The organism is Streptosporangium longisporum, from assembly GCF_039534895.1.
Taxonomy (GTDB): domain Bacteria; phylum Actinomycetota; class Actinomycetes; order Streptosporangiales; family Streptosporangiaceae; genus Streptosporangium; species Streptosporangium longisporum.
The window spans coordinates 516,131-541,363 of sequence record NZ_BAAAWD010000019.1 but is presented as its reverse complement, the minus strand read 5'-3'; the positions used below and the strand labels follow the sequence as shown (position 1 = coordinate 541,363).

The following is a 25,233-nucleotide window of genomic DNA, read 5'->3' as shown; positions in this document are numbered from 1 at the left end:
ACCCATCATCGGGGCGCCCCCGCGGAGATCTCGTGCAGGGCGGCGAAACGGGTTCCCGGCGCCCCGGCCGCCACCCGGCGGGCGTCGGCGGCGGTGTCCACGTCGGTGAGCTCGGGCAGGTGGAACACCCGCAGGCCGGCCAGCCGTTCCAGCTGGGCCCGGCCGGTGTCGGGACGGGACATGGGGACGCCCAGCACGAGGGCCGGATCGGGGACGCGCAGGCCCAGGAGCCAGTAACCGCCGTCGGCGGCGGGGCCGTACACCGCGTCGTGGCAGGACAGGGCACCGGTGGCGGCCTCCAGGAGAGCGGGGGTGATCTGCGGGGTGTCCATGCCGATGAGCACCGCGGGTCCGGGACGCAGCCGGTGGGCGTCGGCGAAGGCGGCGGCGAGACGCTCGTCCAGCCCGCCGCCGCGCTGCGGGATGACCACGAAGCCGGGGGGCAGCCACGGGCCGGGCAGCCCCTCCAGGGCGAGCACGCGCTGGGTGGCGGGGGTGGCCGCCACGCACTCCAGGGTGTCGGCGAGCGCGGCCTCGGCCAGCCCGGCGGCCTGGGCGGGGGTGAAAGGGGGCGTCAGCCGGGATTTGACCCGTCCGGGGACGGGCTCCTTCGCGATGACGAGGATCTGCGTCACGACAGGACCGTACGGCCGATGGCCCGGTCCAACCCTTACGAGGTCGTTACGCCCCCCGCCCGGGGGACCGCGGCGCGGGTGGGCGCTGGCACGCTGAACGGCGTGAGACGGTACATCCTCGGTGGCACGCTGCTGGCGCTGGTCGCCGTCCTGGTCCGGGTGGCGCACGGCCAGCCCGGCCTGTCGTGGTGGTACGCGTGCGCCTGGGGGCTGTTCCCGGCGGCGCTCTGGCTCGCGCGCGCTCTGCCCGGCCGCCATGCGGGCGTCTGGGTGGTGGCCGGGGGGATCGCCGTGTCCGCCACGGGCCTGGCCGCGCCGCCGAGCACCAGCACCGACTCCTACCGCTACGCCTGGGACGGGCGGGTGCAGGCCGCGGGGTTCTCCCCGTACGACCACGCGCCCGCCGACCCCGCGCTCGCCGCCCTGCGCGACCCCTGGCTCTTCCCCGGGAACGGCGCGACCCTGATCAACCGCCCTGCGGTCCACACCATCTACCCGCCGCTCGCCGAGGTCTACTTCCTCCTGGTGCACGGCGCCTCGCCCGACGGGGCCCGGCACAAGGGGCTGCAGGTCGCCGGCGCGCTGCTGTCGGTGGCCGTGCTGCTGGCGCTCCGGCGGCGGTGGGGGGGACCGGGCGGCCGCGTGCTGGGCGTGGTGCCCGGCGGTGCCCGTCGAGGCGGTGAACAACGCCCACGTCGACGTCCTGGGCGTGCTGCTGGTGGTGCTCGCCTTCTCGGTGGCCAGGGGACGCGGCGCGCTGCTCGGCGCCGCCGTGGCGGTCAAGCTGCTGCCCGTGCTCGCCCTGCCCGGCGCGCTGGCCGGCGTGCTGCGCGGCGGGATCGACCGGCGGCGGATCACGGCGATCCTGGTGCCGGCCGCCCTGGTGGTCGTCCTGGCCTACCTGCCGTACGTGCTCGGCTCGCGGGCCTCCGTGCTCGGCTACCTGTTCGGCTACCTCCAGGAGGAGGGGTACGAGGACCCTGGAGCGCGCGGGCGCTACGGCGTGCTGCGGCTGCTCGTGCCGGACGCGTGGGCCCCCGTCGCCGTGGCGCTGGTCATGGCCGCCGTCGTCGCGTACGTGCTGTGGCGGGGGGGACCCCGAGCGTCCCTGGGAGGGCGCGCTGCTGGTCGCCGGGTCGCTGATGCTGCTTCTCACGCCCGGCTACTCCTGGTACGCCCTCCTGGTGGTCGCGCTGGCGGCCATGGCGGCGCGCCCGGAGTGGCTGGGCGTCGCGGCGGCCGGAGCGGTCGCCTACCTGGGGGGCCCGGCCACGGCCGCCTACGCCCTCGCCGCCGGTCTCGTAGTTCTTACGGCTTGCGAACGCCGGCGCCGGCGAACCCCCGCGGAGGCGGTGCCGTCGCTACCGTCGGCCGGGTGAGAGTGATGGTCACCGGCTCGGCCGGTTTCATCGGAGGCCACGTGACGGAGGCGTTCCGGACGGCAGGGTACGAGGTGACCGGCCTCGACCTGCGGACCGGCGGCGACCTCAGGGACCCCTCCGTCCTGGACGGGCTGCTGCCGGGGGTGGACCTGGTCGTCCACCAGGCGGCCAAGGTCGGTCTCGGGGTGGACGTCGCCGACCTGCCCGACTACGCCTCGGTCAACGTGTACGGCACCGCGGTCCTGCTCGCCGCGATGGCCAGGCACGACATCGGGCGGCTGGTACTGGCCTCGTCCATGGTCGTCTACGGCGAGGGCGCCTACGGATGCGCCGAGCACGGACCGGTCAGGCCGGGCCCGCGGTCGGCGGCCGATCTCGGCCGGGGGGTGTTCGAGCCGCCCTGTCCCCACTGCGGTGCGCCGCTGAGCCCCGCGGTGATCGGAGAGGAGGCGCCGGCCGACCCTCGCAACGCCTACGCCACCACCAAACTCGCCCAGGAGCATCTGGCCGCCAACTGGGCCAGGGAGACCGGGGGCGGCGCGGTGGCCCTGCGCTACCACAACGTGTACGGCCCCCGCATGCCGCGCGACACCCCCTACTCCGGGGTGGCGGCCGTCTTCCGCTCCCGGCTGGAGGCGGGGCGGGCGCCCAGGGTGTTCGAGGACGGGGGGCAGCGCCGTGACTTCGTCCATGTCCGCGACGTCGCCGCCGCCAACCTGGCAGCCGCCCGCGTCCTCGTCGCCCCCGTCGCCCCCGTCGCGCCGGGCACGCTGGCCGCCTACAACGTCGCCAGCGGCACCCCGCACACCATCGGGGAGCTGGCGGCGGCCCTGGCCGCCGAACGCGGCGGCCCCGCCCCGGTCGTCACCGGCGAGTACCGGCTCGGGGACGTCCGCCACATCGTCGCCTCTCCCGACAAGGCCCGTACCGAGCTCGGATTCCAGGCCGGGATCGGCTTCGAAGAGGGCGTCGGAGAGTTCGCCACCGCCCCGCTGGGAGCGCAGCCGTGACGATCGAGGTGATCCTGCCGTGCCTGGACGAGGCGTCCGCCCTGCCCTGGGTGCTCGGGCGCATGCCCGACGGGTACCGTCCGATCGTGGTCGACAACGGCTCCACCGACGGCTCGGCCGAGATCGCCGCCTCGCTCGGCGCGTGCGTGGTGGAGGAGCCACGACGGGGATTCGGCGCGGCCTGTCACGCCGGGCTCCTTGCCGCGACCGCCGACGTCGTCTGCCTCATGGACGCCGACGCCTCGCTGGACCCTCGCCAGCTGCCCCGCGTCACCGCCCCGGTCCTGGCCGGGTGGAGCGATCTCGTGCTCGGCCGGCGCAGGCCACGGGAGCGCGGGGCCTGGCCACCGCACGCCCGGCTGGGCAACGCCGTGCTCGCCCGGGACCTGCGCCGCCGTACCGGGGCCGCCGTGCACGACCTCGGGCCGATGCGCGCCTGCCGCAGGGACGCGCTCACCGGTCTCGGCCTGACCGACAGGCGCTTCGGCTACCCGCTGGAGATGGTGCTCCGGGCCGCCGCGAGCGGCTGGCGCATCAGCGAGGTCGACGTCGACTACCTCCGGCGCGACGGGCGCTCCAAGGTGACCGGCACCGTACGGGGGACCCTGCGGGCCGTCGCCGACATGCGCCGGGTCATGGCCGCCCGGGACACGCCGCCGGACCCTGCCTGACGACGGGATCCTCCCCCGAGCAGACCGGCGCGCTCCAGCGGCCCGCCGACCCGGTGGACCGGTGGACCGGTGCGCCCGGCCGGAGCGGCCGGTCAGCCCGCGAACAACAGCAGCAGGCCCACCACGGTGTAGGCCACCATCAGCACCAGGAGCGGGATCTGCCCGACGACGGCGGTCCGCCGCGGGAACAGGGCCAGCGCGCGGTCGTGGGCGAGCACGGTGCCGAGCACGTGGCCGACGACGATGACCGTCACCTGGAGCATGGCGATCCCGGCCGGGGAGGTGCCGGCCGCCTGGACGGTCCATCCCGCGGTGCCCAGCCAGTCGGCGCCGGTGACCAGCGGATCGGAGAGCAGGGCCAGGGTCCGCTGCCCCTCCAGCAGGAGAAGCGTGTAGTAGTGGGCGACCACGTACCCGACGGCGATCGGCACCACCGCGTGCGCCAGCTCGCCCGCGGTCGTCCCCGGCTCGGCCGCGCCCCACCGGCCGGCCAGCGAGGTCGCGCCGCGGTACGCCGCGAGCACCAGGCCGATGACGGTCAGCAGGCCTGCCGTTCCCATGACCGGAGCCGGTACCGCGCTCTCCTGCACGAAGCGCACCCAGATCGGGGCGTTGGAGAGACTGTCGTACATGGTGGAGCCGAGGAGCACCACCACCAGCACCGTCAGCCCCGGCACCGGCCGGAGCCCGGCCATGCCGTCCAGCGAGTTGCGCCAGGTCACGACGCCGCCGGGGCCTCTCACCACCGGGGCGAGCCGGCCGACGAGGGTGCTGTAGACCTCGAACGCGTCCGCGTGGCCGAACCAGCGCGACCCGAACAGCACCGCCCCCGCGAGCATGAACACGACGTAGGCGGCGAGCCAGGCCCCGATGACGGGCAGGGTGGCCCGTTCGGGGGCGACCAGTTCCAGCCAGACGAAGGCGAGGAGGCCACCGGCGGCGGGCCAGTAGCCGAGCCCCTGCGGCAGCGGGCGCAGCCCGGTTTCGGGGTCGCGTCCCAGAGCCCGGCAGGCCAGCAGGTGCAGCGTCCGCAGCGGGTTGAGGACCGGCCACACCGGCCCGAACAGCAGCGAGAGCGGCACCAGCCCGACCCAGAACAGGACGTAGAACACCCCCGCCGTGGGGTTCTCGACCCGGTCCGGGCCGAGGAGCAGGCCCACGCAGAAGTACGCCGCCGCGACGAGCCCGGCGATGCGCCAGACCCACGGCCACGCCCGCGCGGAGACCGTCCGCTGGAGCGGGGAGGGCAGCGGGCGGGGGTGGCGGGCGCCGGTGCCCAGCCGCGGCTCGGTCCACAGGGCGCCCAGCGCCACGAACGACACCAGCAGGGCGAGGATCGCGCCGGTCAGCGCGGCCTCGAAGGGGATCGGCAGGTCCTGGCGGCCGCCGATGCCGTGGGCCAGGAACATCACGCCGCCCTAGCGCACCACGAGCTGGCACAGCTGCAGCTTCGACCCGTGGGTCTCGACCTCGAACAGGCCGTCCCGGTCGGCGACGAACTCGATCGTCGCGGGGACGCCCGGCTTCAGGGTCGCGGCCTTGTCGTAGCCGTGCACGTGCGCCTCGTCGGCCGTGTCACCGGTCACGGTGATCCGTACCGTCTGGCCCTTGGCCACGTCGATCCGTCCGGGAGGGGGCGTCACCTGCCGTCCGGTGACGGCCACCGTGATCTCCTTGACCGTCGAGGCGCCGGGGGCGGGGGCCGCGGCGGGCGAGCCGCAGGCCGTGGCCGTCAGCAGGGCCGTCAGCAGCGCCACGCCGAGCATGAGCGCGGCCGGCAGCGGGCGGCGGCGGGCGAGGGGGGACGTCATGACTGTTCTCCTGAGGGGGGTGTCAGGCCGACGTGGAGAGCGGCGAGCCGGCATGGTGGCGGGGACGGCGAATCGGTACGGGGGCCGGTGCGACGACGGCATGACGGCGACGTGACGGCGACGTGGTGACGGCAGGTCGCGGCAGGTGGCGGCAGGTGGCGGCATGGTGGCTGCGGGACCGGGGCGCGGGCGGCGGGTCAGCGTCGCCTGGCGCTCTTGGCCGCCTTGCCGGCCTTGCTCGCCTTGCCGGTCTTGGCGTCGCGCGGCCCGCGCGACGCGCTCGCGGACCGGCCCGGGGACGTGCTCGCCGGCGGCCCGGTGGGACGTCGCCGGACCTCCGTGCCACGGGACGACGGCCGCCGTGCCGCCCGGACCACCATGAACCCCGCTCCGGCGACCAGGACGGCGGGCAGCAGCCACACCGACGGGTCGAAGCCCGAGGCGGCGGGCCGGGGCTCGTCCGACGACACCGCCTGCGGCGTGCCCTGCGGGGTGACGGGGGCGGCCGCTCCGGCCGACGCTCCGGCCGACGGTGCGGCGGAGCTGGGTTCCGTGTGGGCGAGCAGCGCGGGATCGGGCTCGTTCGTGGGTGCCTTCCAGCCCTTGGGCGGTTTCGACGTCCCGCCTCTGTAGGTGAACCTGACCTCTCCGGTGACCTTCTCGCCGTCCGAGGCGACCGACACGTAGCGGGCGACGTACAGGCCCTGCTCCGGCCAGTACGCGACCGGGACGGTCGCCGGGAACCCGGTGTGGTACAGCTTCGGCTGCCAGGAGCCGTCCACGAGGTTGTACTCGGTGACCGGCTCGTCGAGGCGCTTCGGCTGCCCGTGCGACCAGGGCCGGTCGACACGGGCGCCGCCGGGGGCGGTGACGGAGAAGTACGCGTTCGTGGCGGGCTTCTCGGTGAAGTAGAGCGCGAGCGACTCCAGCGGCTCGGTCACCGTGCTGTCCTTGGCCGGTGTCGACATCGCGAGCTGGCCGTGCGCGGACGCGGGTGTCGCCAGGGCGGTCAGCGCGGCGCCGGCGACGACGACCAGCACGAGCAGCTGGCCCAACCAGCGCGCCATCGCCACCTCTGCTCTCCACCGGTAGGGCTCACCGGCCGTGGAAACGCGGGACGATTCAACCGCTCAAGGTCAAATCCAGTTGAGAGTAGCCGCTTTTGCGGCATATGAACAGAAGATCAGTACTCATTTGGCGAAAGAACGCCACATATCGCGAAATAGGCATGCTATGAGCGGCGGCACACAGCGGATGAGACCGATGCCCCCGGCCATGACCGCAGACGGCACAGACGGCACAGACGCCGAGAACGCCGAGAACGGCGAAGCCCGCGCCTACGGCGTCTCGCCGGTCCCGCCCTGCCAGGCCAGGTCGCCGTCCGCCTGCTTCAGGACGCCCACCGCCTCTCTCAGGCTCTCTGCGACCTCGAAGTAGTCCGTCATGGTGGTCAGGTCGAAAAGCCGCCGGGGACTGCTGCCCGGGGCGAGGATCACGATCAGACGCCCCCCGCGCTCGCCGACCCGCCTGCGGATCTCCACCAGCAGCCCCACCCCTGCCGAGGTGATGAAGGTCAGCCCGGTGAGATCCACGATCAGCCTGACCTCACCGCGGCTGCCCACCGCCTCGTCGAGGGTGGCGTGCACGCGGGGAGCGGTGACGGCGTCCAGCTCGCCCAGGAGACGAAGGATCCGCAGCGACTCCAGCCGCCAGGTGCGTACCTCCAGCGGCGCCTCGGGAGCGTCGGTCATCGGCCGTGGCTGCGGGGAGGAGATGAAGGGATCGGAGGACATCGGGCGCTCACCTTCGCGGGCATGGCGGGAAAGCGGCCTCGTCTCTGGACCGGCATCCCCCTACCCGCCTTGACCGGCTTAACCATTCCTTGAGTGTGCAAGGCTGAAAGGGTCGCCGGAGGCACTTCGCACACGTCGGTCAGATGTCTCGTCGCCGGTGACCGGTGGGGCGCAGCCCCAGAAAATCGCGGGCGAGCCATGTCTTCGCCGTTCACCTCCCCCTCCGGTCCCACCTGGTCGGACGCCCTGCTGTCGCTGCTGGTGGCGACCGACACCTTCGAGGAGTTCCTGCACGAGCTGACCGTGGCCACCGCGGCCGCGCTGCCCGAGGGCAGCATGTGCGGCCTCACCGTCGTGCGAGGCGAGCGCGCCGTGACGATCGCCAGCAGCGACGATCTCACCTTGGCCGTCGACCAGATCCAGTACCGCACCGGCGAGGGCCCGTGCCTGGACACCCTGTCCAGCGGCCAGGCCCACCACACCGCCGACACCTCCACCGAGCCGCGCTGGCGCTCGTTCTGCACCGAGGCCTTCGCCCACGGCGTGCGCAGCTGCCTCGCGCTGCCGCTGATGGCCCCCGGCGGCCAGGTGGGCGGCTACAACCTCTACAACCCCCGTCCCGGCGCCTTCGGCGACGACGTCCTGGCGCGGATGAACGTGTTCGCCGGCACCGCCGCCGGCGCCGTCGCGCTGAGCCTGCGCCTGGCCGACCAGTCCAGGCTGAACGCCGACCTGCGCGCCACCCTGGCCTCACGCAGCGTCATCGACCAGGCGGTCGGCATCGTGATGGCCCAGCAACGCTGCCCGCCCGAAGAGGCGTTCGCCCTGCTCAGCCGCGCCTCCCAGAACCGCAACCTCAAGATCCGCGACCTGGCCGCCGAGATCGTCACCACCGTCGGCGGCCGGCCCTCCGGCCCCGACGCCTTCGACCCCCCCGAGTAGATCGTCGCGCTCCGGCGATGGAGTTGAAGGCCACACCGGGTTACACTTATTTCAGATATCACTCGAGGTGGAGGTGGCCATGCCCCGCACCGGTGTTCTGGCCAGTGCGACACGTGTCGAGGCGGATGGCGGTGACCGTGAGCTGCTTGCTCACCTGGAGGCGACTGCGGCCGCCACGAAGGCGTCGCTGGTGCTGCGAGGACCCGACGGTACTGACATCGAGCTGCCCCGGTCGCTGGTGAACCTCCTGGTGGCGGCGGCGCACGACCTCGCGAAGGGCAACGCCGTCCTGGCTCTGCCGGTAGAGACCCGGCTGACTCCGAACGAGGTCGCCGAACTTCTGGGGCTGTCCCGTCCCTTCGTCGCACGTCTGCTCGACGAGGGTGAGATCCCCTCTCAGTACTTGCCGGACAGCCGTCATCGCCTGGTGCGCCTCGCGGATGTTCTGGAGTTCCAGGCTCGTCGCGAACAGCGCGCGGAAGGCCGTCGCAGGATCATGGATGTCGTCGAAGAAGTGGATCTGCCCTACTGATCTTGCGGGAGTACGCCGATGGTGCGGGTCTTCGTTGACACCAACGTGCTGTTCCCGTTCTCGCTGATGGACCTGATGCTCGCTCTGACCGAGGACGCGGTGCACACCGTGATCTGGAGCGATCACCTGCTGGAGGAATGGGAGCGCGTCATCGTGCGCGAGCAGCATCGCTCCGCGTCGGCGGCGGCCCGCATCAGCGCGGCGATCAGGGAGTTCTTCGACGACACCCGTGTGCCCGAGGACGACTACAAGCACCTGCTGGACCGGTTGGCCGGTCCTGACCCCGACGATCGTCACCACATGGCGGCCGCCATCGCCGGCCGTGCCCAGACCTTGGTCACCTGGAATCTCGCCGACTTCCCCGCCGCGATCCTGAGCCCCTACGGGGTGACCGTCACCGATCCCGACACCTATCTGTGCTCGCTGCTGGCGCAGAGCCCTCGCGAGGTGGTCGCGGCCCTGATCAGGATGGCGGCGGGCAAGCGGCGCCCGCCCATGACCGGAGCGGACATCACCCATGCGCTGGAACGCGCCGGGGTGCCCGTGTTCGCCCGGAGGGCGCGCAACCGCCTGCCCGCCGTACCCGAAGAGTTTTGATTCGAGACGCTCGGGCGGTGGCGATCCGACGGGTCACCGAGAGCGCTGCGGAGAGAACGAGGCCGATGCCCGGGCCTTCGATCCGAGGCCTGGGCGTCGCCGTGCCGTGAGGCCGTCACCCGGGAAAGCCCACCTGAGACTGGTCCACCCGCCTTGTGAGACGTCACCCCATGTGCGGCCGGTGGCACGATTCGCCCCGTCCGTGCTCCGGGGTCGCTCTACCGTCCCGCCATCTCGACGAGGGCGTCGTCGAGGGGGGCCGCTCCGAAGCCGAACGTACGCTGGGTCAGGGTGGAGTCCAGGACGAACGGGCGCCGGTAGAGGTACTGCATCTCCGGGACCTCCGCCATGATCGGGTCGGTCCCGGCCAGACGGTGGATCTCCTCCAGGGGCAGGCTCTCCAGCTTCGGTCCGGGCGCCCCGGTCAGGAAGGTCAGACGCGTCGCCAGCTCTCGCGCGGAGATCACCGTGGACGGGACGTGCCAGGCCCTCTCCCACGAACGCTCCGCACGCGCCGCCGCGACCAGGGTGCGCGCGACATCACCGGTGTACGACCAGCTCTGCGGCACGTCCAGGTCATAGGGCAGGAACGCGGGATCCCCGGCCAGCAACGGCCTGGTCGCCGTCAGGTTGAACAGCGAGTAGGCGTCCGCGCCGAGGAGGTCGGCGGCGCGCACCTCGGTGACCCGGGCCCGGGAGGCCAGGGCGTTCTCCCAGATCCGGGCCCGGACCGCGCCCTTGACCGTGGTCGGCGACATGGGCAGCTCTTCGGTGAACGGCCCGTGGACCGGGCCGTAACCGTAGACGTTGCCCAGCATCACGTAGCCCACCCCGGTGCGCTCGGCGGCGGTCAGCTGCGCGGCGGCCAGCGCCGGGAACTCCTCGGGCCACCGGTCGTACGGCGGCGCGGCGCAGTTGATCAGGGCGGCCGCTCCCTCGGTGAGAGAGGTCAGCGAATCGGCGTCGGAGGCGTCCGCCGCCACTCGCTCGACCAGTGGATGCTCGACGCCGCCGCCGCTTCTGGTGAGCTGGCGCACCCGCTCGCCCGAGTCGGCCAGCAGCCGGGTGGTCGCCATGCCGGTCGAGCCGGCTCCGAGAACAACGGTGAAAGTCATGGGACCACAGTGCTGTGGGGGATGAAGCTAGGCTAGTGGCCTGAATGCCATATGTCCGGAGGTTTTGGCCATGCATCGAATAGCCGTCATCGCCACCCCGCCGGTGACCGTGTTCGACCTGTCCATCCCCGAGATGCTGTTCGGCGCCGTCGAGGTGGACGCCGCCCCCGGCTACGAGGTCGTCGTCTGCACGGCCGATCCCGGAGTCGTCGCGGGCACCTACAGCCTCGGCGTGACCGTCCACCACGGCCTGGACGCCGTGGACGGCGCGGACACCGTGATGGTCACCGGCTCCGGGGCGCGGGACGGTGCCGACCCCCGGGTGCTGGCCGTCCTGCGCCACGCGGCGAAGGCGGGCAGGCGGATCGCCTCGATCTGCACCGGCGCGTTCACCCTGGCACAGGCGGGACTGCTCGACGGCCGGGGTGCGACCACCTACTGGGTGTACTCCGGAGAGCTGATCCGCCGCTTCCCCGCCGTCGACGTCCAGCCCGATGTGCTCTATGTCGAGGACGGCAGGATCCTCACCTCGGCCGGGCTCACTGCCGGGATCGACCTCTGTCTCCACATGATCCGGGCCGACCACGGCGCCGCCGTCGCCAACACAGTCGCCCGGCTGGTGGTCTTCGCCCCGGTACGGCCCGGTGGCCAGGCCCAGTTCATCGACTCGCCCCTGCCCGCCGAGCGCGGCACCTCCCTGGCCGGAACCCGCGAGTGGGCGCTCGGCCGGCTGCACGAGCCGCTGACCCTCTCCGACCTCGCCTCCCACGCCCGCACCAGCGTCCGGACCCTGACCCGCAGGTTCCACGCCGAGACCGGCCTCAGCCCCCTGCAGTGGCTGCTCCACCAGAGGGTCCAGCGGGCGAGAGAGCTGCTGGAGACCACGAGGCTTCCCATGGATCAGGTGGCCGGCCACAGCGGGCTCGGCAGCGCCGACTCGCTGCGCCAGCACCTGGTCAGACGACTCGGCCTCACCCCCAGCGCCTACCGTGCGACCTTCACCCGCTCCTCATGACGTCTCCAGATTCGTGAGACGTCACCCCATGTGCGGGTAACGATGGTCGGTCGGCGGGACGAACGTCTCCTTGATCGTGCGGGCGTTGACCCAGCGGATCAGGTTGAGGATGGACCCGGCCTTGTCGTTGGTGCCCGAGGAGCGGGCGCCGCCGAAGGGCTGCTGGCCGACGACCGCGCCGGTCGGCTTGTCGTTGACGTAGAAGTTGCCCGCCGCGAACCGCAGCCGCTCCGACGCCTGGGTGATCGCGTGACGGTCCCGGGCGATGATCGAGCCGGTCAGCGCGTACGGCGAGGCGTCGTTCACCCCGTCCATGACCTTCTCGAAGTCCGCGTCGTCGTAGACGTGCACCCCCAGGATCGGCCCGAAGTACTCCTTGACGAAGATCTCGTCGGTGGGGTCGGACGACTGCAGGACCGTCGGCCGCACGAAGTAGCCGGTGGAGTCGTCGTAGGAGCCGGTCAGCACGTCGATCGAGTCCAGCGAGCGGGCCCGGTCGATCGCCTCCCTGTGCTTGGCGAACGCGCGGGCGTCGATGACCGCGCCCATGAACGTCGACAGGTCCGCGGCCACGTCCCCCACGGTCAGCGACTCGGCGGTGCTCACCAGGTCGTCGCGGATCAGCGACCACAGCGAGCGCGGCACGTACGCGCGCGAGGCCGCCGAGCACTTCTGCCCCTGGTACTCGAACGCGCCGCGGACCAGCGCGGTGACCAGCACGGCCGGGTCGGCCGAGGGGTGGGCCAGCACGAAGTCCTTGCCGCCGGTCTCGCCGACCAGCCGCGGGTAGGACCGGTAGGAGGTGATGTTGGCGCCGACCGTGGACCACAGGTGCTGGAACGTCGCGGTGGAGCCGGTGAAGTGGATGCCCGCCAGGTCCGGGTGGACGGTGGCGACCTCCGAGACGGCCTGGCCGTTGCCGGTCACCATGTTGATGACGCCCGGCGGCAGCCCGGCCTCCTCCAGCAGGCGCATGGTGAAGTGCGCGGCGAACTGCTGGGTGGGGGAGGGCTTCCAGACGACCACGTTGCCCATCAGGGCCGGGGCCGAGGGCAGGTTCCCGGCGATGGCGGTGAAGTTGAACGGCGTGATCGCCAGGACGAAGCCCTCCAGCGGCCGGTACTCCATCCGGTTCCACACCCCGGGTGAGGAGAGCGGCTGGTCGGTCTGGAGGCGGCGCGCGAAGTCCACGTTGAAGCGCAGGAAGTCGATCAGCTCGCAGGCGGCGTCGATCTCCGCCTGCTGCGCGGACTTGGACTGCCCCAGGATCGTCGCGGCGTTCAGCGTCTGCCGGTACGGCCCGGCCAGCAGGTCGGCGGCACGCAGGAAGATCGCGGCCCGCTCGTCGAAGGGCAGGGCCCGCCAGGACGGCGCCGCCCGCAGGGCCGCGTCGATCGCCGCCCGCACGTCGTCGGCGCCGGCGTCGGCGGTGCGGCCCAGCACCGAGGCGTGGTTGTGCGGCTGCACCACGTCGATCGAGGCGCCGGCGGCCATCCGCTGCTCGCCGCCGATCGTCATCGTCAGGTCCAGCTGCGCCCCGGACAGCTCCTTGACACGGGCCTCCAGCGCGGCACGCTCGGCGCTGCCGGGCGCGTAACCGAGCACCGGCTCGTTGACCGGGGCGGGAACGGTGGAGATGGCATCCATCACTTGCCTCCAAGGGCACGCAGAAAGAAGGCGATGTTCGCCGGGCGCTCGGCCAGCCGGCGCATGAAGTAGCCGTACCAGTCGTCGCCGTAGGGGACGTAGACGCGCACGGTGTGACCGGCTCCGGCCAGGGCCCGCTGCTTGTCGGCCCTGATCCCGTACAGCATCTGGTACTCGTAGTCGCCGATCGCCCGGGCGAACCGGTCGGCGAGGGTCTCGGTGATGGAGATCAGCCGGTCGTCGTGCGTGGCCACCATCGGGTAGCCCGCACCCGACATCAGGATGCGCAGGCAGCGCACGTAGGCCAGGTCGACCTCGGTCCTGCTCTGGTGCGCCACCGAGGCCGGTTCGGCGTAGGCGCCCTTGACCAGGCGGACCCGGGAGCCCGCATGCGCCAGGTCGCGGCAGTCGGCCTCGCTGCGGAACAGGTAGGACTGCACGGCGACGCCGACGGACGGGAAGTCCTCGCGCAGGGCCCGCAGCGTCTCCAGGGTGGAGTCGACCGTGGTGTGGTCCTCCATGTCCAGGGTCACGGTCGCCCCGCAGGCGCGGGCGGCCTCGCAGACGTGCCGCGCGTTCTCCGTCGCGATCTTGGCGCCGTCGGCCCCGAGGGCCTGGCCGACCGCCGACAGCTTCACCGACACCTCGGCGCGGTCGCCGAGGTCCAGCTCGGTCAGGGCGCCGAGCAGCGTGACGTACGCCCCGGCCGTCCGGGCGGCGGCGTCGGCGTCCCGCGTCTCCTCACCCAGATGGTCGACGGTGACGGTCAGGCCGGCGGCGGTCAGGCCGCGGATCGCCTCGACCGCGTCGGCGGGCGTCTCGCCCGCGACGAAGCGGTCGACGACCTTGCGGGTCACCGGCACGCCGGAGACCGCGCGCCGTACCAGAGGTGACCGGGAGGCACCGAGAAGCAGGGAACCGAGCATGTCCCCACCCTAGAACCCGCCCCCGACCGGCGGTCATGTGCATCTGCCACGACCGCCGACGGGAGTGTTCATACAGATGTACGACAATGGTCGGGTGCTGCAGGAGACGGTGGACGAGATCGCCGCGAGGCTCGGCGCGTCCGCGACCCTGGAGGACCGCTCCTTCCAGCTCCTGGCGTACGCGGCGCAGAGCGGCGACATCGACGTGGTGCGGCGGGAGTCCATCCTCCGGCGCCGCGCCACGGACCAGGTGCGGGCCTACTTCGAGGGGTACGGCATCGCCGTCGCCCCCGGGCCCGTGCGGATCCCGGCCGACGCCGACTTGGGGGTGCTCGCCCGGGTCTGCGTGCCGCTGCGGCACCACCGGGTGACCTACGGCTACCTGTGGCTCCTCGACGACGGCACGCTCGGCGACGACGCCCTCGCCTCCGTCGCCGGCCTGGTCTCCCGGGCCGCCGCCGTCCTGGCCCAGGAGGCCCGCAGCCGCCAGGACCTGGGCGCCGGGCTGCGCGAGCTGTTCTCCTCCGACGCCGAGGAGCGCTCCGGAGCCCTGGCCCGGCTGGACGTGCGCGGCCCGGTCGCGGCGATCGCCGTGCGCGGCTCACCGGACCGGGTCGCGGCCCTGTGGACGCTGCCGCGCGGCGTGCTGGCCGACCCCGCCTTCCCGGACAGGGACGGCGGGGACCGGCAGGGGGAACCGCTGGCCGCCCTGCTGGTCCCGGCGGGCCAGGCGCGGGAGCTGGCCGGCCGGGTCCAGGGCATGTACGGCACGACGGTGGGCCTCGGCGGTTCCCGCGAGGACGCCGCGCGGGCCTGGCGGAGCTGGGACGAGGCCGTGCACGCCCTCGACGTCGCCACCAGGGTGCCCGCGCTGGCGCCCGTGGCCGCCTGGCCGGACCTGGGCGTCTACCGGATGCTCATCCGGATGTCCCGGGACCGGCTGCGGGAGCTGGCCGGGGAGACCGGCCGGCTGGCCGAGGACCCGGAGCTCGCCAGGACCGTGGAGGGCTACCTGGACCGGGCCGGTCACGCCCAGGAGACCGCGGCCGCGCTCGGCGTGCACCGCCAGACGCTCTACTACCGGCTGGCCAAGGCCGAGCGGCTCACCGGCCGCGACCTGGCCGACGGCCAGGAACGCCTGCTGGTCCACCTCGCCCTCAAGGCGGGCCACCTGCTCTGACTCCGAGGACGTGCTTTCCTGGCGGTCAGACGTTCGCCCGGTAGATCTTCACCCAGTCCACGTACATGCTGACCGTCGGGGGAGTGGAGCGGTTGCGGCACGGCGACCACTGGTTGCACGTCACGTCGTTCTGGAGCGTCAGGTGCATGGAGCGGCTCCTGGGCACGTTCGGCCCCCGGTAGTCCCACACCTTCCTGCCGTCCAGCCAGAACGTCAGCCGTCCGGGCAGCCAGTCGACCGCCACCGTGTGCCAGCGGGTGAAGTCGGCCCGCATCTGCCGCTGCGCCTGGGGCCGCTCGCCGCGGTGCACGAAGATCCCGCCCGACCTGCGGGACGGGTCGATGATCTCGGCGAAGTCGACCTCCGCGTACTCCCCGCCGCCCTGGTCGGACGGCCAGAGCAGGGCCACCGGCGTGTACCCGGCACCGCGCTCGGCGCGCAGCCGCACCTCCCAGCGCCCGTAGCGCTGCGCGGTGCGGGTCGCGATGCCCCCCGACAGGTCCTTGCCGCCGTAGATGCCCCCCTTGAGCCGCAGGGCACCGCCGCTCACGGTCGAGGCCCGGCCGGTACGCGGGTTGGTCTCGGCGCCGGGGGAGTGGTAGACGACCCAGCGGCGGCCGTCGACCCGGCTGCCGTCGAAGTTCTCCACCAGGACGGGGGCGCCCCAGCCCCGGCCGCCGGACGTGCCCTTCTCACCGGCGGAGACGGGCCCGGCGGGCGAGCCCGGCGCGGCGGTGGGGGCCGCCCCCGCGGACGCGTGCGCCGGGGGCAGGGCGGAGAGCGCCAGCGTTGCGGCCAGGACGCCCAGGAACGTGCCACGAATCGACATGGGCCCATCAAAGCAACGATTGCACTCCAGTAACAGAGGTATCGCGATTTCGCATCCGTCCCTCACCTTTCCCCTGCGGCGGCAAAGGCCCTTCGCCGAGGAGGGCACAAAAAGACCGGGGACCCCGTCGGGGTCCCCGGTCTCGATGCCGCTCGCGGCGCCCCGGCGGGCGCCGCGAGCGGTGGCTAGTGAGCGGCGGCGGCGCCGGACAGGGCCGTCTCGTAGACGTGGACGAGCTCCTGGCTGATCCGCTCCCACGAGTAGCGGGACCGGGCGCGGTCGGCGCCGGCGAAGCCGAGGGCGGTACGCCGGGTCGGGTCGGCGAGCAGCTCGCGGGTCAGGCGGGAGGTCTGCGCCGGGCGGTCGGCGGGCACCAGCAGGCCGGTCACCCCGTCCACCACGGAGTCGAGGTGGGCGCCCACCGCCGAGGCGATGACCGGCACGCCGCAGGCCATGGCCTCCAGCGCGACGACCCCGGCCGGGGCCTCCCTGGGCAGCGAGAACACCACGTCGGCGCTGCGCATCAGCTTGGCCACCGAGGTGTGCGGGACGTGGCCGAGCACGGTGATCCGGTCCTCGACGCCGATCTCCTTGGCCAGCAGCATCATGCGGTGCGCGTCGGCGTCGTGCTCCAGCTCCGTGGCCGCGGGCCCACCGGCGATGATCAGCTCGGCGTCCGGGACGCCTTCCAGAGCGCGGATCGCGGTGTGCACGCCCTTGTCGGCCGAGAGCGGGCCGACGTGCAGCAGGCGGGGACGGGTGCCGCGGGCGGCGGAGGGGCCCTGGCGGCGGAACCGCTCGACGTCGACTCCGCACGGGATGATCGAGATGTTGCGGCGCGGCACGCCCAGGCGGATCAGCGAGGTCTCCTCGTCACCGCACCCGGCGATCACCGCGCTGGCGCGGCGGCCGATGGCCCGCTGCACGCGTACCTTCTTGGCGTCCTTGGCGTCGCGGGAGCTCTCGCTGCTGAAGGTCTGGGTGAACGGGACGTTGAGCCCGTTCGCACCGGCGATGGCGGCCAGCCCGCCGGTCCAGGAGTGGGCGTGGATCACGTCCGGGCGGTCCTGGCCCCAGCGGTCCATCAGCTGGTCGCCGAGGTCCGACAGGTAGGGAAGGACGCCGTCCTCCGGCAGGTTCTCGGCCGGACCGGCGGTGAGGTGCTCCAGCGTGACGCCCTGCGACACGCGGACCCGGGACTTGTCCGAGTCGGAGTTACGGCGGGTGTAGATGGTGACCTTGTGCTCGCGGCCGAGCTCACGGGCCACTGCCATCAGGTGAGCGCGCTGAGCTGCCAGGTCGGACTCGTCCTGGGTGGAGGAGAGAGCCTCGGAGGAGACGAATGCAATGTTCACGGCACACCTCTGGGAGGAGATAGGCATGGAAAGCCTGTAATTCCTTCAGGGGTGCCTGCGTCTTAGGCACACGTCTGTATGGGGACAACCATACCCTGATCGGCGCCGAAGCCAAACCCTTCTACCCAGAAGGAAGCGTTCAATACTTCCGGCTCTGCCTGGACTCCTCGGCCCTGGCGCTCGGGACGCGCAACTGGACCACGCATCCTCCCAGGTCATGGTGGATGTCGAGACGGTCGCACAGCTGGCGGGCGATCCACATCCCGTCCCCGGAATCGGCCGCGGGACCGATCGCCGAACCGGTCACGGCACCGTTCGCCGGCCCGGCCGACCCGTTCGCGGGGACGACGGACCTGTTCGCCGGCCGCGCGGGGTCGGTCGCGGAACCGGCCGGGGAGGCGGCCGCGGGACCGGCGGGGGACCCCGGCGGGCGGAGACCCGCCACCGGGTCGCAGATCCGCCCGCCCCTGCGGTCGAGATGGCAGACGATCGCGCCCAGCCGCTCCCAGATCCGTACCGTCACCGGCGGCCCCAGCACGGCCGCCACCTCGTGGGCCGCGACCGCCAGCAGGGACGCGTGGTCGCGGCTCAGCCCCAGGAGCGACGCCTGGCCGCCGACGAACGTCCGCAGGGCGTGCAGCGTCTCCACCCGCGCCACGGCCGAGTCCGCGGGCGGCTGCGGGAGCGGGACCGCGTCGCACTCGGCGATGAAGGCCGCGGGGTCGGCGTACTCGGGACAGGGCGCGGCCACGGCGCCGTCCTCGCAGAGCCACGGATGGGTGCGCCGGGCCGCGTCCAGCACCCCGGAACCGGCGGTCCTGGCGTCGTACGGGCAGATCATCCAGATGTTGGTGCCGCGCAGCAGCAGGTTCAGAGCGGCCTCCATGCGCTGCCAGGCCAGCACGTCGGCCGGTGCCCGGCCGGTCCACACCGGCTCGGCGAGGATCCGCACGTGCCCGCCCCGCGGGGCCTCGGGCCCGCGCCGCTGCCAGTAGCGGTGGAAGGCGGTGGCACGCTCCACGGTGCGACGGCCCAGGAACGCGGTCTCGGCGTAGTCCACCAGGCGGCCGTCCCGGCCCAGGGCGTTGGCGAGGAGCTCCAGGTTGGCCGGGGTGGTGGTGACCATCACCGGGTCGCCCGCGGCCAGCCCGTCCCGGACGAAGGGCAGCGCGACCGCCAGGAAACGCTCGTCGGAGTCGTGGATCGCGGCCTGGTGCGCGAAGGACCCGGCGGCGTGGGCCGTACCCCGGTGAACGGAGGTCATGAAGGCCGTCCCACTCCCTCGTACGCGGTCCGGCCACCGGCGGCCCTGGTCACCGGGCGGGACGCGGGCTCCCGCCCGGCCGGTCGCGCCCGAGGGGCACGTCCGCCGGTCACGCCGCCGATCATGCCCCGCCGGTCACGCTATACGACACGAAGGGCGAGTATCACGATCTCATCCCATACCCGCCCGCCGGAGAACGCGTGCCGGTCCTCCTCCACGGTCTTGACGACCGTGGCCGGGCTCTGCGCCACGCAGCGCGCCAGCACGTCGGCCAGCCTGGTCTCGCCGTAGGACTCGCCCACCTCGTTCTGCGAGGCGACCAGGCCGTCCGAGTAGAACACCAGGGTCTGGCCCGAGGTCAGGGTGAGCTCCTCGGTGAACATCTCGGCCTCCGCGGCGATGCCCAGCGGCACGCCGCCCCCCGCGGTGAACCGCACCCCGCCGTCGGGCTGCAGCAGCGCGGCGGGATGGTGTCCCGCGCTGGCCAGCCTGATCTTGCGCGCCCGGATGAACCCGGTCACGGCCATCACGAACATGCCGTTGTTCTGGGCGCTCAGGGCCTGGTTCAGCTTGCGCATCACCTCGCCCGGGTCGGACTCCCAGACGCTGAGCACGCGCAGGCCGTTGCGGACCATGGCGCTGACCGACGCGGCCTCCTCGCCCTTGCCCGCGGCGCCGCCCAGGGCGAACCCCCACCCGTCGCGGGAGGGGAAGACGTCGTAGAACTCGGCGCCGACCGGGCTGGACCCCGCGTTGTAGATCGCCGCCGCCTCGAACCCGGGGATGTCCGGCAGGCTCCGCGGCACCACGCTGGTACGCAGCGCGTCGGCCGCCCGCGAGCGGGTCTGGAAGCTGCGCCGGGCCCGCACCGCGAGCCCCAGGTGGGCGCCGATCTCCTCCATCAGGCCGAGATCGGCCAGCGTGAACGGCTCGCGGTCGCGCAGCCGCACCAGGGTCAGCGAGCCCAGTACGTCGGCCCCGCCGCCGCCGATCGGCACGATCAGCACCGAGGCGGCGCCCATCACCCGCAGCAGCGGCGGCCCGCCCGGCACGTCGCCGAGCAGCCCGTCGTCCTCCAGCATCTCGTGCACCACGCCCGAGCCGCCGGTCAGCACGTGCGCGACGCCCGGCGCGGTCAGCGGGTTCATCTGCTCGGCCAGGCGGACCAGCTGGGTCACCGGCCTGTCGCTCGGGCCGAGCACGCAGGCCCGCTTGGGCATGCCGTCCCGGATCATGTCGGCGAAGACCCAGTCGGCCCACTCGGCGGCCAGCAGCCGCGCGGCCCGGGTGACGGTCACCGGCTGGCGCAGGCTCTCCTCGTCCAGCAGCAGCCGGGTCATCCTGGACAGCAGCTCCTGCCGGCGCGCCGCGGCCATCACCAGGACGGAGTCGGAGCGGTCGGCCGGGCCCGGGGGAGGGCCAGGCAGCTGGGCCTCCAGCGGGAGGATCATGACCGCGACCATCTCCTGCGGCTCGCCCGGCATCGTCAGGCGGGTCACGGCCAGCTGCACCGTGTGCGCCCGGCCCTGGTGGGCCAGGCGCGTCTGCAGGGTCGCGGTCTGGCCGCCCTGCTGCACCGCGGTCAGGTGCGAGCGGAACGCCGCCCGCCGGGAGACGTCCACGAAGAGCGGGAACGAGCGGCCGATCAGGTACCCGGCCGGGCTGCCCAGCATCCGGGAGGTCTCGGCGCTGATCCGCCGCACCACCCCCGAGGCGTCCAGCACCACCACAGGGATGGGGAAGGTGCGGAACACCTGCCGCAGCAGCTTGAGCTCCCGCTGGGACCCGCTCTCGCGCTCACCGGAGCGTTTGGGCGCCTTGCGCAGCTCGCGCACGGAGGCGTCCAGCAGCTCGCGCGCGGTGTCGAGCTCCGCGAGCGCCGCGTCGAGTGTGGACCGGGGGTCCGCGGGGTAGGCGGACTTCGCCTCACGCAGGGAGGAGATCCTGGCGGTCAGGGCGCTCAGCGCCTGCTCCAGGGTCTGAAGGCCAATACCGTCGGTCAATGGTCGTCCTCGTCAGGGGGCGGGGATGGGGCGTTATCCCGTCGTAGACGGTACGCCACTCGAGGCCGGATCGGCGCGTGGTCAGGTAGTGGTTAGGTTGGTGGCACAGGAAAGGAGGCCCGCGGATGGACATGGTCACTCCCGTCCTCGCCAGGGATCTCGCGGTCCTCGGCAGGGTCAGCGAGGAGACGTCCAGCGAGAGCGTGCTGCGCGGGCTCACGGCCACCCTCGCGGGCGGCGTCCCCGGCTGCGCGGGCGGTTCCGCCGAGCTGTGGCGCGGGGAACGGGTGGTCGTCTCGGCCTCCCACAGCGAGCTCGTGGTGCTCGCCGACAGCGAGGAACGGCTCGGTGAGGGCCCCTCGGCAGAGGCCCGCGCCACCGGGCGCCACGTGATCGTCCAGGACGTGCTGCGCGAGTCCCGCTGGCCGGGCTACGTCGCCATGGCCGTCCGCTGCGGCGTCCGCTCGATCCTGACGATGCCGATCACCGTCGAGCGCGCCGTCCTGGTCCTGGGCATGTACGGCGTGCGGCCCGGGGTCTTCGCCGCCAGGAACGTCCCGCCGCTGGCCGACATGCTCGCCGAGCAGGTGGGCGTCGCCCTGGCCAACATGTGGGACTACGACGAGGTGCGCACCGACGCCGCGCAGATGCAGGAGGCGCTCGCCGGCCGGGCGATCATCGACCAGGCCAAGGGCATCATCATGAAGTCCAGCGGCTGCTCGGCCGAGGCCGCCTTCGACGAGCTGCGCCGCATCTCCCAGCACCACCAGGTGAAGGTCGCCGACCTGGCCCGGCTGCTGGTCGACGAGCACCAGCGCAACCGCGAGGCCAAGGCAGGAGCCCCGGAGGGTTCCGCAGGGGGGTTCACGGAAGGTCTCACGGAGGGCTTCACGGGCGGCTGAGGCGTCGTCGGCGCCGGCCCCGCCCCGGGGGCCCGGGTGCCCCTAGCTAGCGGTCACCGGCCCCCGAGGAGTCGCCGAAGGCCGCCAGGGCGTCCTCGACCGTGTCGTACAGCGGCAGCCGCTGGGCCAGGCCTGTGATCCACATCACCTTGGTCTTGGCGTACTCCACCCCGATGAGGGCGAACTTCGCGCCCGCGGTGGTGCTGACCTGCCAGTGGTGGACGATGAGCCCCAGCGCACGCGAGTCCATGAAGGTCACGCCGCTCAGGTCGATCGCCATGTCCGGGCCGTGCTCGCCCGACTCCGTCGCCAGGTAGTCGGCGAACTGGTCTCTCGTCGTCGCGTCCAGCAGACCCGTCACGTGGATCACGTTGATCCCACCGACGACCGCCGACGTGAGAGTCAGGGCCGCCGATCTCTCGCCGTTCTCCGACACCGTCACTCAGGGCCTCCTCGCCATTCGATTAGCAACCTTACTGTTACCTGCGAGCGAGTAATACTCCGGGATTCATGGCAATAATGGAAGCAGAGGTCCAGCAGAGGGCCTCGCCTCGAAACGTAGGTCGAGGCGATGCCGTCTGCCCGGATGTTGCTTCCGTGGTCGGCTCGCCCGACAGTAATACCAGGGAGCAGCAATGTCTGTTCAGGCACTCGAAATCACCGACATGACCGCTGAGGAACTCCTCGCCGAGATGTCGCTGCCTGAGATCTCCGAGTACCGCGCCGAGCGCCTGCGCGAGCGCATCGTCGAGATGCACCGCCACCTCGCCATGGAGATCGCCCGCCGCTACCGCTACCGCGGCGAGCCGATGGAAGACCTCCTGCAGGCCGCGTACGTCGGTCTGATGAAGGCCATCAACGGCTTCGACCCGTCCCTGGGTCACCCCTTCCGCGGCTACGCGGTGGTCACCATGACCGGTGAGGTCAAGCGCCACTTCCGCGACCGCACCTGGGCCATCCGCGTCCCCCGCGTCTTCCAGGAGCGCCGGGCCGAGCTGAACCGGCTGGTCGCCGACCTCAGCCAGGACCTCGGCCGCGCCCCCACGGTCAGCGAGCTGGCCGCCAAGATGAAGATCTCCGAAGAGGACGTCCTGCTCACCCTGGACGCCTCCGCCGCCTACAGCGCGCTCTCGCTGGACGCCCCCCTCGGCGCCGACGACGACGCCGCCGCGCTCGGTGACGTCATCCCCGACGAGGACGACGCCCTGGGCACCCTGGTGGACCGCGAGGCGGTCAAGCCGCTGATCGACAAGCTCCCGGCCCGGGAGAAGAACATCCTCCTGCTCCGCTTCTTCGGCAACATGACCCAGGCCGAGATCGCGGCCGAATTCGGGATCTCCCAGATGCACGTCTCCCGTATCCTGCGGAAGGTGCTCGATCAGCTCCGCGAGGAACTTGTCGCCGAATGCTGAATACATCGCCCGCTACAGGGCACCCCAGTCGGCGACAACGGACGTGGCGTAAGGTGCGTTTGAATGGATCCCGGATGCTGAGAACGAAGGCGGACTGGGACAGGGGAGGCGGGTCTCGGGTGAACGAGGACGGTGCTCGTCCGGCTCGCTTCATGGCGAGTGGCGACCGTTCCAGGATCCCTCCCGCCGGGGCAGCGGTGGCCGAGCTGGCCTTCTGCCTCCCCGACCTGCCCGACGTGCGCGACTTCGCCTCCACCTACGCGGTGCGGAGCGGAATGTCGCAGGAGAGCCTGGCCGACTTCCTGGTCGCGCTGAACGAGGTGGCCACGAACGCGGTCACCCACGGACACCCCACGGCCAAGGCCGTCCTGCGCATGTGGACGGTCGGCCGGGCCCTCGTCGTGGAGATCCACGACGAGGGCCGGTGGGACCCCGGTCCCGCGCCGGGTGAGACGCCCCCCGGGCCCCATGCCACCAGTGGCATGGGCCTGTGGGTGGCCCGGATGGTCAGCTCGGACATCAAGTTCGAGACCGGTGCCTCGGGCACCTTCATCACCATGACGTTCAAGATCTGACGACCTCCACCGGCCCGCCGTCCCCCCGGCGGCCCGCACGACCGGTGGACACGAGGCCTCACCCGTCCGGCGCGCGCCCCGCCGGCACGAGGCACTGATATACCGAAGTACCCGAAGTACCGGCACCGACGATCGCCCGCCGACGTCCGTGACCGATGATCCGATCCTTCCCAGCCATGGGCATCGCCCCGTACCGGCCTCTGCGCGCCCCGTACGGCACCGTTCCGGCTTCTTTCCTTCCCGGCCTTGTTCCGGGGTCTTCGTTTCGCGCAGGGCCCTGTTCCGGGATATCGCTGTGCGCGGCGCCGCCCCGTACCCAGGGGACCGGCTCAGGCTCGCGTCGTCCCGGAGGGCGTCACAGGCGCCGGAAGGCCCGTGATCGAGAGCCCTGTGATCGAGGACGTCGCGTCCGTCGCGGGGCATGTCCGACCGGTGGTCCGTGGCGGTCGGCGATCGATCCCTCACGGGCGGCGGCGCGTCACGGTTCACCGGGGGAAAAGGGAGAGGACCCCGGCCATGTGGCCGGGGTCCTCTTCCGTTCGTTCCGCGGTTCTGGCCTTGAGGGCCTTGAGGGGGGCGATCCTTCTCGGTGCCGGAAGACCCTGGAGGGCCGCTCCGAGGGCTCCGGAGGCTCACCCCGGGGAATCAACGCCTGCGGCGCCAGCCCCCGCCCCCGCCACCGGTGCGCGGACCGGCCGAGCCGATCCCGGCCTGGTGCAGGGAGAGGAGCAGGAGCCCGAGCAGCAGGAAGAACGACCCGCCGAGTCCGGGTATCGCGACGTTGATCAGGTCGAGCAGGAGCCCGAGACCGAAAACGATGGCAGCGGCGATCGCAAGCATGATTACCTCGTCCTAGCAGTGATGTTCAGGAGTTGTTCGAGGGTCGCCCGGTAGTCGCGCAGGGCGGTCCGGAGATCCTCGGTGTCGTTCTTCTCGATGTTCTTCCAGCGTCCCTGGAGCTCGGTGGCCCGTGCCTCCAGCGCGCTGCGGAAGGAGCTCGTCACCTCGTCGAGGAGTGAGTCGGCACGCTCCACCGCCTGCCGAGGGTCGTCGACGAAGCTGGTCTGGACCTCCTGCCAGCGTCGCCGTATCCCCTCGGAGTCCTGGTCGAACAGGATCGGGGACCCGGTGGCCGGTGTGACGGGCCGCTCGGCGTCGGTGAAGCCCGATCCCTCGTCGAGCACGTCGTCCGGCCTGCCCGCCGTGCTGTCGGGGAAACCGGCGGTGTCCGGGACCCGGTCGTGGGCCGTGGAGCCGCCGACCGGCGTGTCCCCGGCCTGATCCCGGGGGAGCGTACCGGCGCGCCCGTCGTCGTCGACGCCGTCGCCCGGTACGTCGCGCCTGCCGGCGCTCAGCGGGGCGTCGTGGTCGCTGACCAGGTCGTCGCCGGAGGAGGCGCGCCGGTCGTCGCGCGGCCCGTCACCGGTCACGTCGTGGTCGTCACCCGCAAGGGAGTCCTCCTGCCGGGCCACGAGGGTGTCGTCCGCAGGCGTCTCCCGGGGCCTGGAACTCGCGTTCTGGGCGTGTTCCGAGACGGCCGGGTCGTTCTCGCCGGGCCCGCGTACCGGGCGCTCGTCGTTCTGGTCCGCCTTGTGGACGAGGCGGTCGCCGTCCGGAGCCGATCGATCGTTCATCCG

25 protein-coding genes are annotated in these 25,233 nt (G+C 72.6%); 10 read left to right on the top strand and 15 right to left on the bottom strand.

Features of this window, described 5'->3' with window-relative positions; translation table 11 throughout:
- Positions 1 to 5 precede the first annotated feature (5 nt).
- Complete coding sequence (locus ABD832_RS34190) at positions 6 to 635, bottom strand: TIGR04282 family arsenosugar biosynthesis glycosyltransferase (RefSeq protein ID WP_344903994.1); 630 nt, start codon at positions 633 to 635, stop codon at positions 6 to 8.
- A gap of 664 nt (positions 636 to 1,299) precedes the next feature.
- Between ABD832_RS34190 and ABD832_RS34185 the strand changes: the two genes are divergently transcribed.
- Together ABD832_RS34185 and ABD832_RS34180 are read left to right on the top strand one after the other, a co-directional pair.
- A complete protein-coding gene (locus ABD832_RS34185; protein WP_344903991.1) occupies positions 1,300 to 3,027 on the top strand; it encodes an NAD-dependent epimerase/dehydratase family protein in 1,728 nt (575 codons plus the stop codon).
- Positions 3,024 to 3,698 (top strand): glycosyltransferase family 2 protein, encoded by a 675-nt coding sequence (locus tag ABD832_RS34180; RefSeq protein WP_344903988.1) that lies wholly within the window; start codon positions 3,024 to 3,026, stop codon positions 3,696 to 3,698. The genes ABD832_RS34185 and ABD832_RS34180 overlap by 4 nt, the downstream gene beginning before the upstream one ends.
- A gap of 92 nt (positions 3,699 to 3,790) precedes the next feature.
- On the opposite strand, the gene ABD832_RS34175 is transcribed toward ABD832_RS34180, so the two are convergent.
- From ABD832_RS34175 to ABD832_RS34160, 4 genes are all read right to left on the bottom strand, one after another.
- Positions 3,791 to 5,107, bottom strand: coding sequence for a hypothetical protein (locus ABD832_RS34175; protein WP_344903985.1), 1,317 nt, complete (start codon positions 5,105 to 5,107; stop codon positions 3,791 to 3,793).
- Between the two features lie 9 nt (positions 5,108 to 5,116).
- Entirely contained in the window at positions 5,117 to 5,509 is a 393-nt protein-coding gene (locus ABD832_RS34170) for a cupredoxin domain-containing protein (RefSeq protein ID WP_344903982.1), read from the bottom strand.
- Between the two features lie 197 nt (positions 5,510 to 5,706).
- Positions 5,707 to 6,576, bottom strand: coding sequence for a copper resistance CopC family protein (locus ABD832_RS34165; RefSeq protein WP_344903979.1), 870 nt, complete (start codon positions 6,574 to 6,576; stop codon positions 5,707 to 5,709).
- Positions 6,577 to 6,846: 270 nt separating this feature from the next.
- Positions 6,847 to 7,302 (bottom strand): STAS domain-containing protein, encoded by a 456-nt coding sequence (locus ABD832_RS34160; RefSeq protein WP_344903976.1) that lies wholly within the window; start codon positions 7,300 to 7,302, stop codon positions 6,847 to 6,849.
- Between the two features lie 198 nt (positions 7,303 to 7,500).
- On the opposite strand from ABD832_RS34160, the gene ABD832_RS34155 reads away from it, so the two are divergent.
- The 3 genes from ABD832_RS34155 (at position 7,501) to ABD832_RS34145 (ending at position 9,373) form a co-directional block, all read left to right on the top strand.
- Positions 7,501 to 8,244, top strand: coding sequence for a GAF and ANTAR domain-containing protein (locus ABD832_RS34155; RefSeq protein ID WP_344903973.1), 744 nt, complete (start codon positions 7,501 to 7,503; stop codon positions 8,242 to 8,244).
- Between the two features lie 79 nt (positions 8,245 to 8,323).
- Entirely contained in the window at positions 8,324 to 8,776 is a 453-nt protein-coding gene (locus ABD832_RS34150; RefSeq protein ID WP_344903969.1) for a helix-turn-helix domain-containing protein, read from the top strand.
- Between the two features lie 18 nt (positions 8,777 to 8,794).
- Entirely contained in the window at positions 8,795 to 9,373 is a 579-nt protein-coding gene (locus tag ABD832_RS34145; protein WP_344903966.1) for a PIN domain-containing protein, read from the top strand.
- Positions 9,374 to 9,591: 218 nt separating this feature from the next.
- On the opposite strand, the gene ABD832_RS34140 is transcribed toward ABD832_RS34145, so the two are convergent.
- Positions 9,592 to 10,488: an NAD-dependent epimerase/dehydratase family protein gene (locus ABD832_RS34140; protein WP_344903963.1), complete on the bottom strand. Its 897-nt coding sequence runs from the start codon at positions 10,486 to 10,488 to the stop codon at positions 9,592 to 9,594.
- 70 nt (positions 10,489 to 10,558) lie between these two features.
- On the opposite strand from ABD832_RS34140, the gene ABD832_RS34135 reads away from it, so the two are divergent.
- Positions 10,559 to 11,503 carry a GlxA family transcriptional regulator gene (locus ABD832_RS34135; protein ID WP_344903960.1) on the top strand — a complete coding sequence of 315 codons (945 nt, stop codon included), beginning with the start codon at positions 10,559 to 10,561 and terminating at the stop codon, positions 11,501 to 11,503.
- A 21-nt stretch (positions 11,504 to 11,524) separates the two neighbouring features.
- Here the strand turns inward: ABD832_RS34135 and pruA are convergent, their stop codons facing one another.
- Both pruA and ABD832_RS34125 read right to left on the bottom strand, forming a co-directional pair.
- Complete coding sequence (gene pruA, locus ABD832_RS34130) at positions 11,525 to 13,150, bottom strand: L-glutamate gamma-semialdehyde dehydrogenase (protein WP_344903957.1); 1,626 nt, start codon at positions 13,148 to 13,150, stop codon at positions 11,525 to 11,527.
- Entirely contained in the window at positions 13,150 to 14,076 is a 927-nt protein-coding gene (locus tag ABD832_RS34125; RefSeq protein WP_344903954.1) for a proline dehydrogenase family protein, read from the bottom strand. Before ABD832_RS34125 ends, pruA begins: the two co-directional genes overlap by 1 nt.
- 76 nt (positions 14,077 to 14,152) lie before the next feature.
- On the opposite strand from ABD832_RS34125, the gene ABD832_RS34120 reads away from it, so the two are divergent.
- Positions 14,153 to 15,256, top strand: coding sequence for a PucR family transcriptional regulator (locus tag ABD832_RS34120; RefSeq protein WP_344903951.1), 1,104 nt, complete (start codon positions 14,153 to 14,155; stop codon positions 15,254 to 15,256).
- 25 nt (positions 15,257 to 15,281) lie between these two features.
- On the opposite strand, the gene ABD832_RS34115 is transcribed toward ABD832_RS34120, so the two are convergent.
- The 4 genes from ABD832_RS34115 to ABD832_RS34100 all read right to left on the bottom strand — a co-directional run bounded on the left by ABD832_RS34115 (position 15,282) and on the right by ABD832_RS34100 (position 20,707).
- On the bottom strand, positions 15,282 to 16,085 hold the full coding sequence (locus ABD832_RS34115; protein WP_344903948.1) for a glycoside hydrolase family 16 protein: 804 nt from the start codon (positions 16,083 to 16,085) through the stop codon (positions 15,282 to 15,284).
- Positions 16,086 to 16,270: 185 nt separating this feature from the next.
- Positions 16,271 to 17,440, bottom strand: a complete 1,170-nt coding sequence (locus tag ABD832_RS34110) for a glycosyltransferase (RefSeq protein ID WP_344903945.1) — start codon at positions 17,438 to 17,440, stop codon at positions 16,271 to 16,273.
- Between the two features lie 139 nt (positions 17,441 to 17,579).
- The gene (locus ABD832_RS34105) at positions 17,580 to 18,704 is read right to left on the bottom strand and encodes an anti-sigma factor RsbA family regulatory protein (protein WP_344903942.1); all 1,125 of its coding nucleotides are present in this window, start codon (positions 18,702 to 18,704) and stop codon (positions 17,580 to 17,582) included.
- A gap of 140 nt (positions 18,705 to 18,844) precedes the next feature.
- The gene (locus ABD832_RS34100; RefSeq protein WP_344903939.1) at positions 18,845 to 20,707 is read right to left on the bottom strand and encodes a SpoIIE family protein phosphatase; all 1,863 of its coding nucleotides are present in this window, start codon (positions 20,705 to 20,707) and stop codon (positions 18,845 to 18,847) included.
- Between the two features lie 125 nt (positions 20,708 to 20,832).
- Between ABD832_RS34100 and ABD832_RS34095 the strand changes: the two genes are divergently transcribed.
- Positions 20,833 to 21,609 (top strand): ANTAR domain-containing response regulator, encoded by a 777-nt coding sequence (locus ABD832_RS34095; protein WP_344903936.1) that lies wholly within the window; start codon positions 20,833 to 20,835, stop codon positions 21,607 to 21,609.
- A gap of 46 nt (positions 21,610 to 21,655) precedes the next feature.
- Here the strand turns inward: ABD832_RS34095 and ABD832_RS34090 are convergent, their stop codons facing one another.
- Entirely contained in the window at positions 21,656 to 22,051 is a 396-nt protein-coding gene (locus ABD832_RS34090) for an STAS domain-containing protein (protein ID WP_344903933.1), read from the bottom strand.
- A gap of 193 nt (positions 22,052 to 22,244) precedes the next feature.
- Here ABD832_RS34090 and ABD832_RS34085 point away from each other — a divergent pair, with 193 nt between their 5' ends.
- Together ABD832_RS34085 and ABD832_RS34080 are read left to right on the top strand one after the other, a co-directional pair.
- Entirely contained in the window at positions 22,245 to 23,021 is a 777-nt protein-coding gene (locus ABD832_RS34085; protein WP_344903930.1) for a SigB/SigF/SigG family RNA polymerase sigma factor, read from the top strand.
- Positions 23,022 to 23,173: 152 nt separating this feature from the next.
- Positions 23,174 to 23,596 (top strand): ATP-binding protein, encoded by a 423-nt coding sequence (locus ABD832_RS34080; protein WP_344903927.1) that lies wholly within the window; start codon positions 23,174 to 23,176, stop codon positions 23,594 to 23,596.
- Between the two features lie 645 nt (positions 23,597 to 24,241).
- On the opposite strand, the gene ABD832_RS34075 is transcribed toward ABD832_RS34080, so the two are convergent.
- Together ABD832_RS34075 and ABD832_RS34070 are read right to left on the bottom strand one after the other, a co-directional pair.
- Positions 24,242 to 24,436: a hypothetical protein gene (locus ABD832_RS34075; RefSeq protein WP_344903924.1), complete on the bottom strand. Its 195-nt coding sequence runs from the start codon at positions 24,434 to 24,436 to the stop codon at positions 24,242 to 24,244.
- A gap of 2 nt (positions 24,437 to 24,438) precedes the next feature.
- On the bottom strand, positions 24,439 to 25,230 hold the full coding sequence (locus tag ABD832_RS34070) for a hypothetical protein (RefSeq protein ID WP_344903921.1): 792 nt from the start codon (positions 25,228 to 25,230) through the stop codon (positions 24,439 to 24,441).
- Between the last annotated feature and the right edge of the window lie 3 nt (positions 25,231 to 25,233).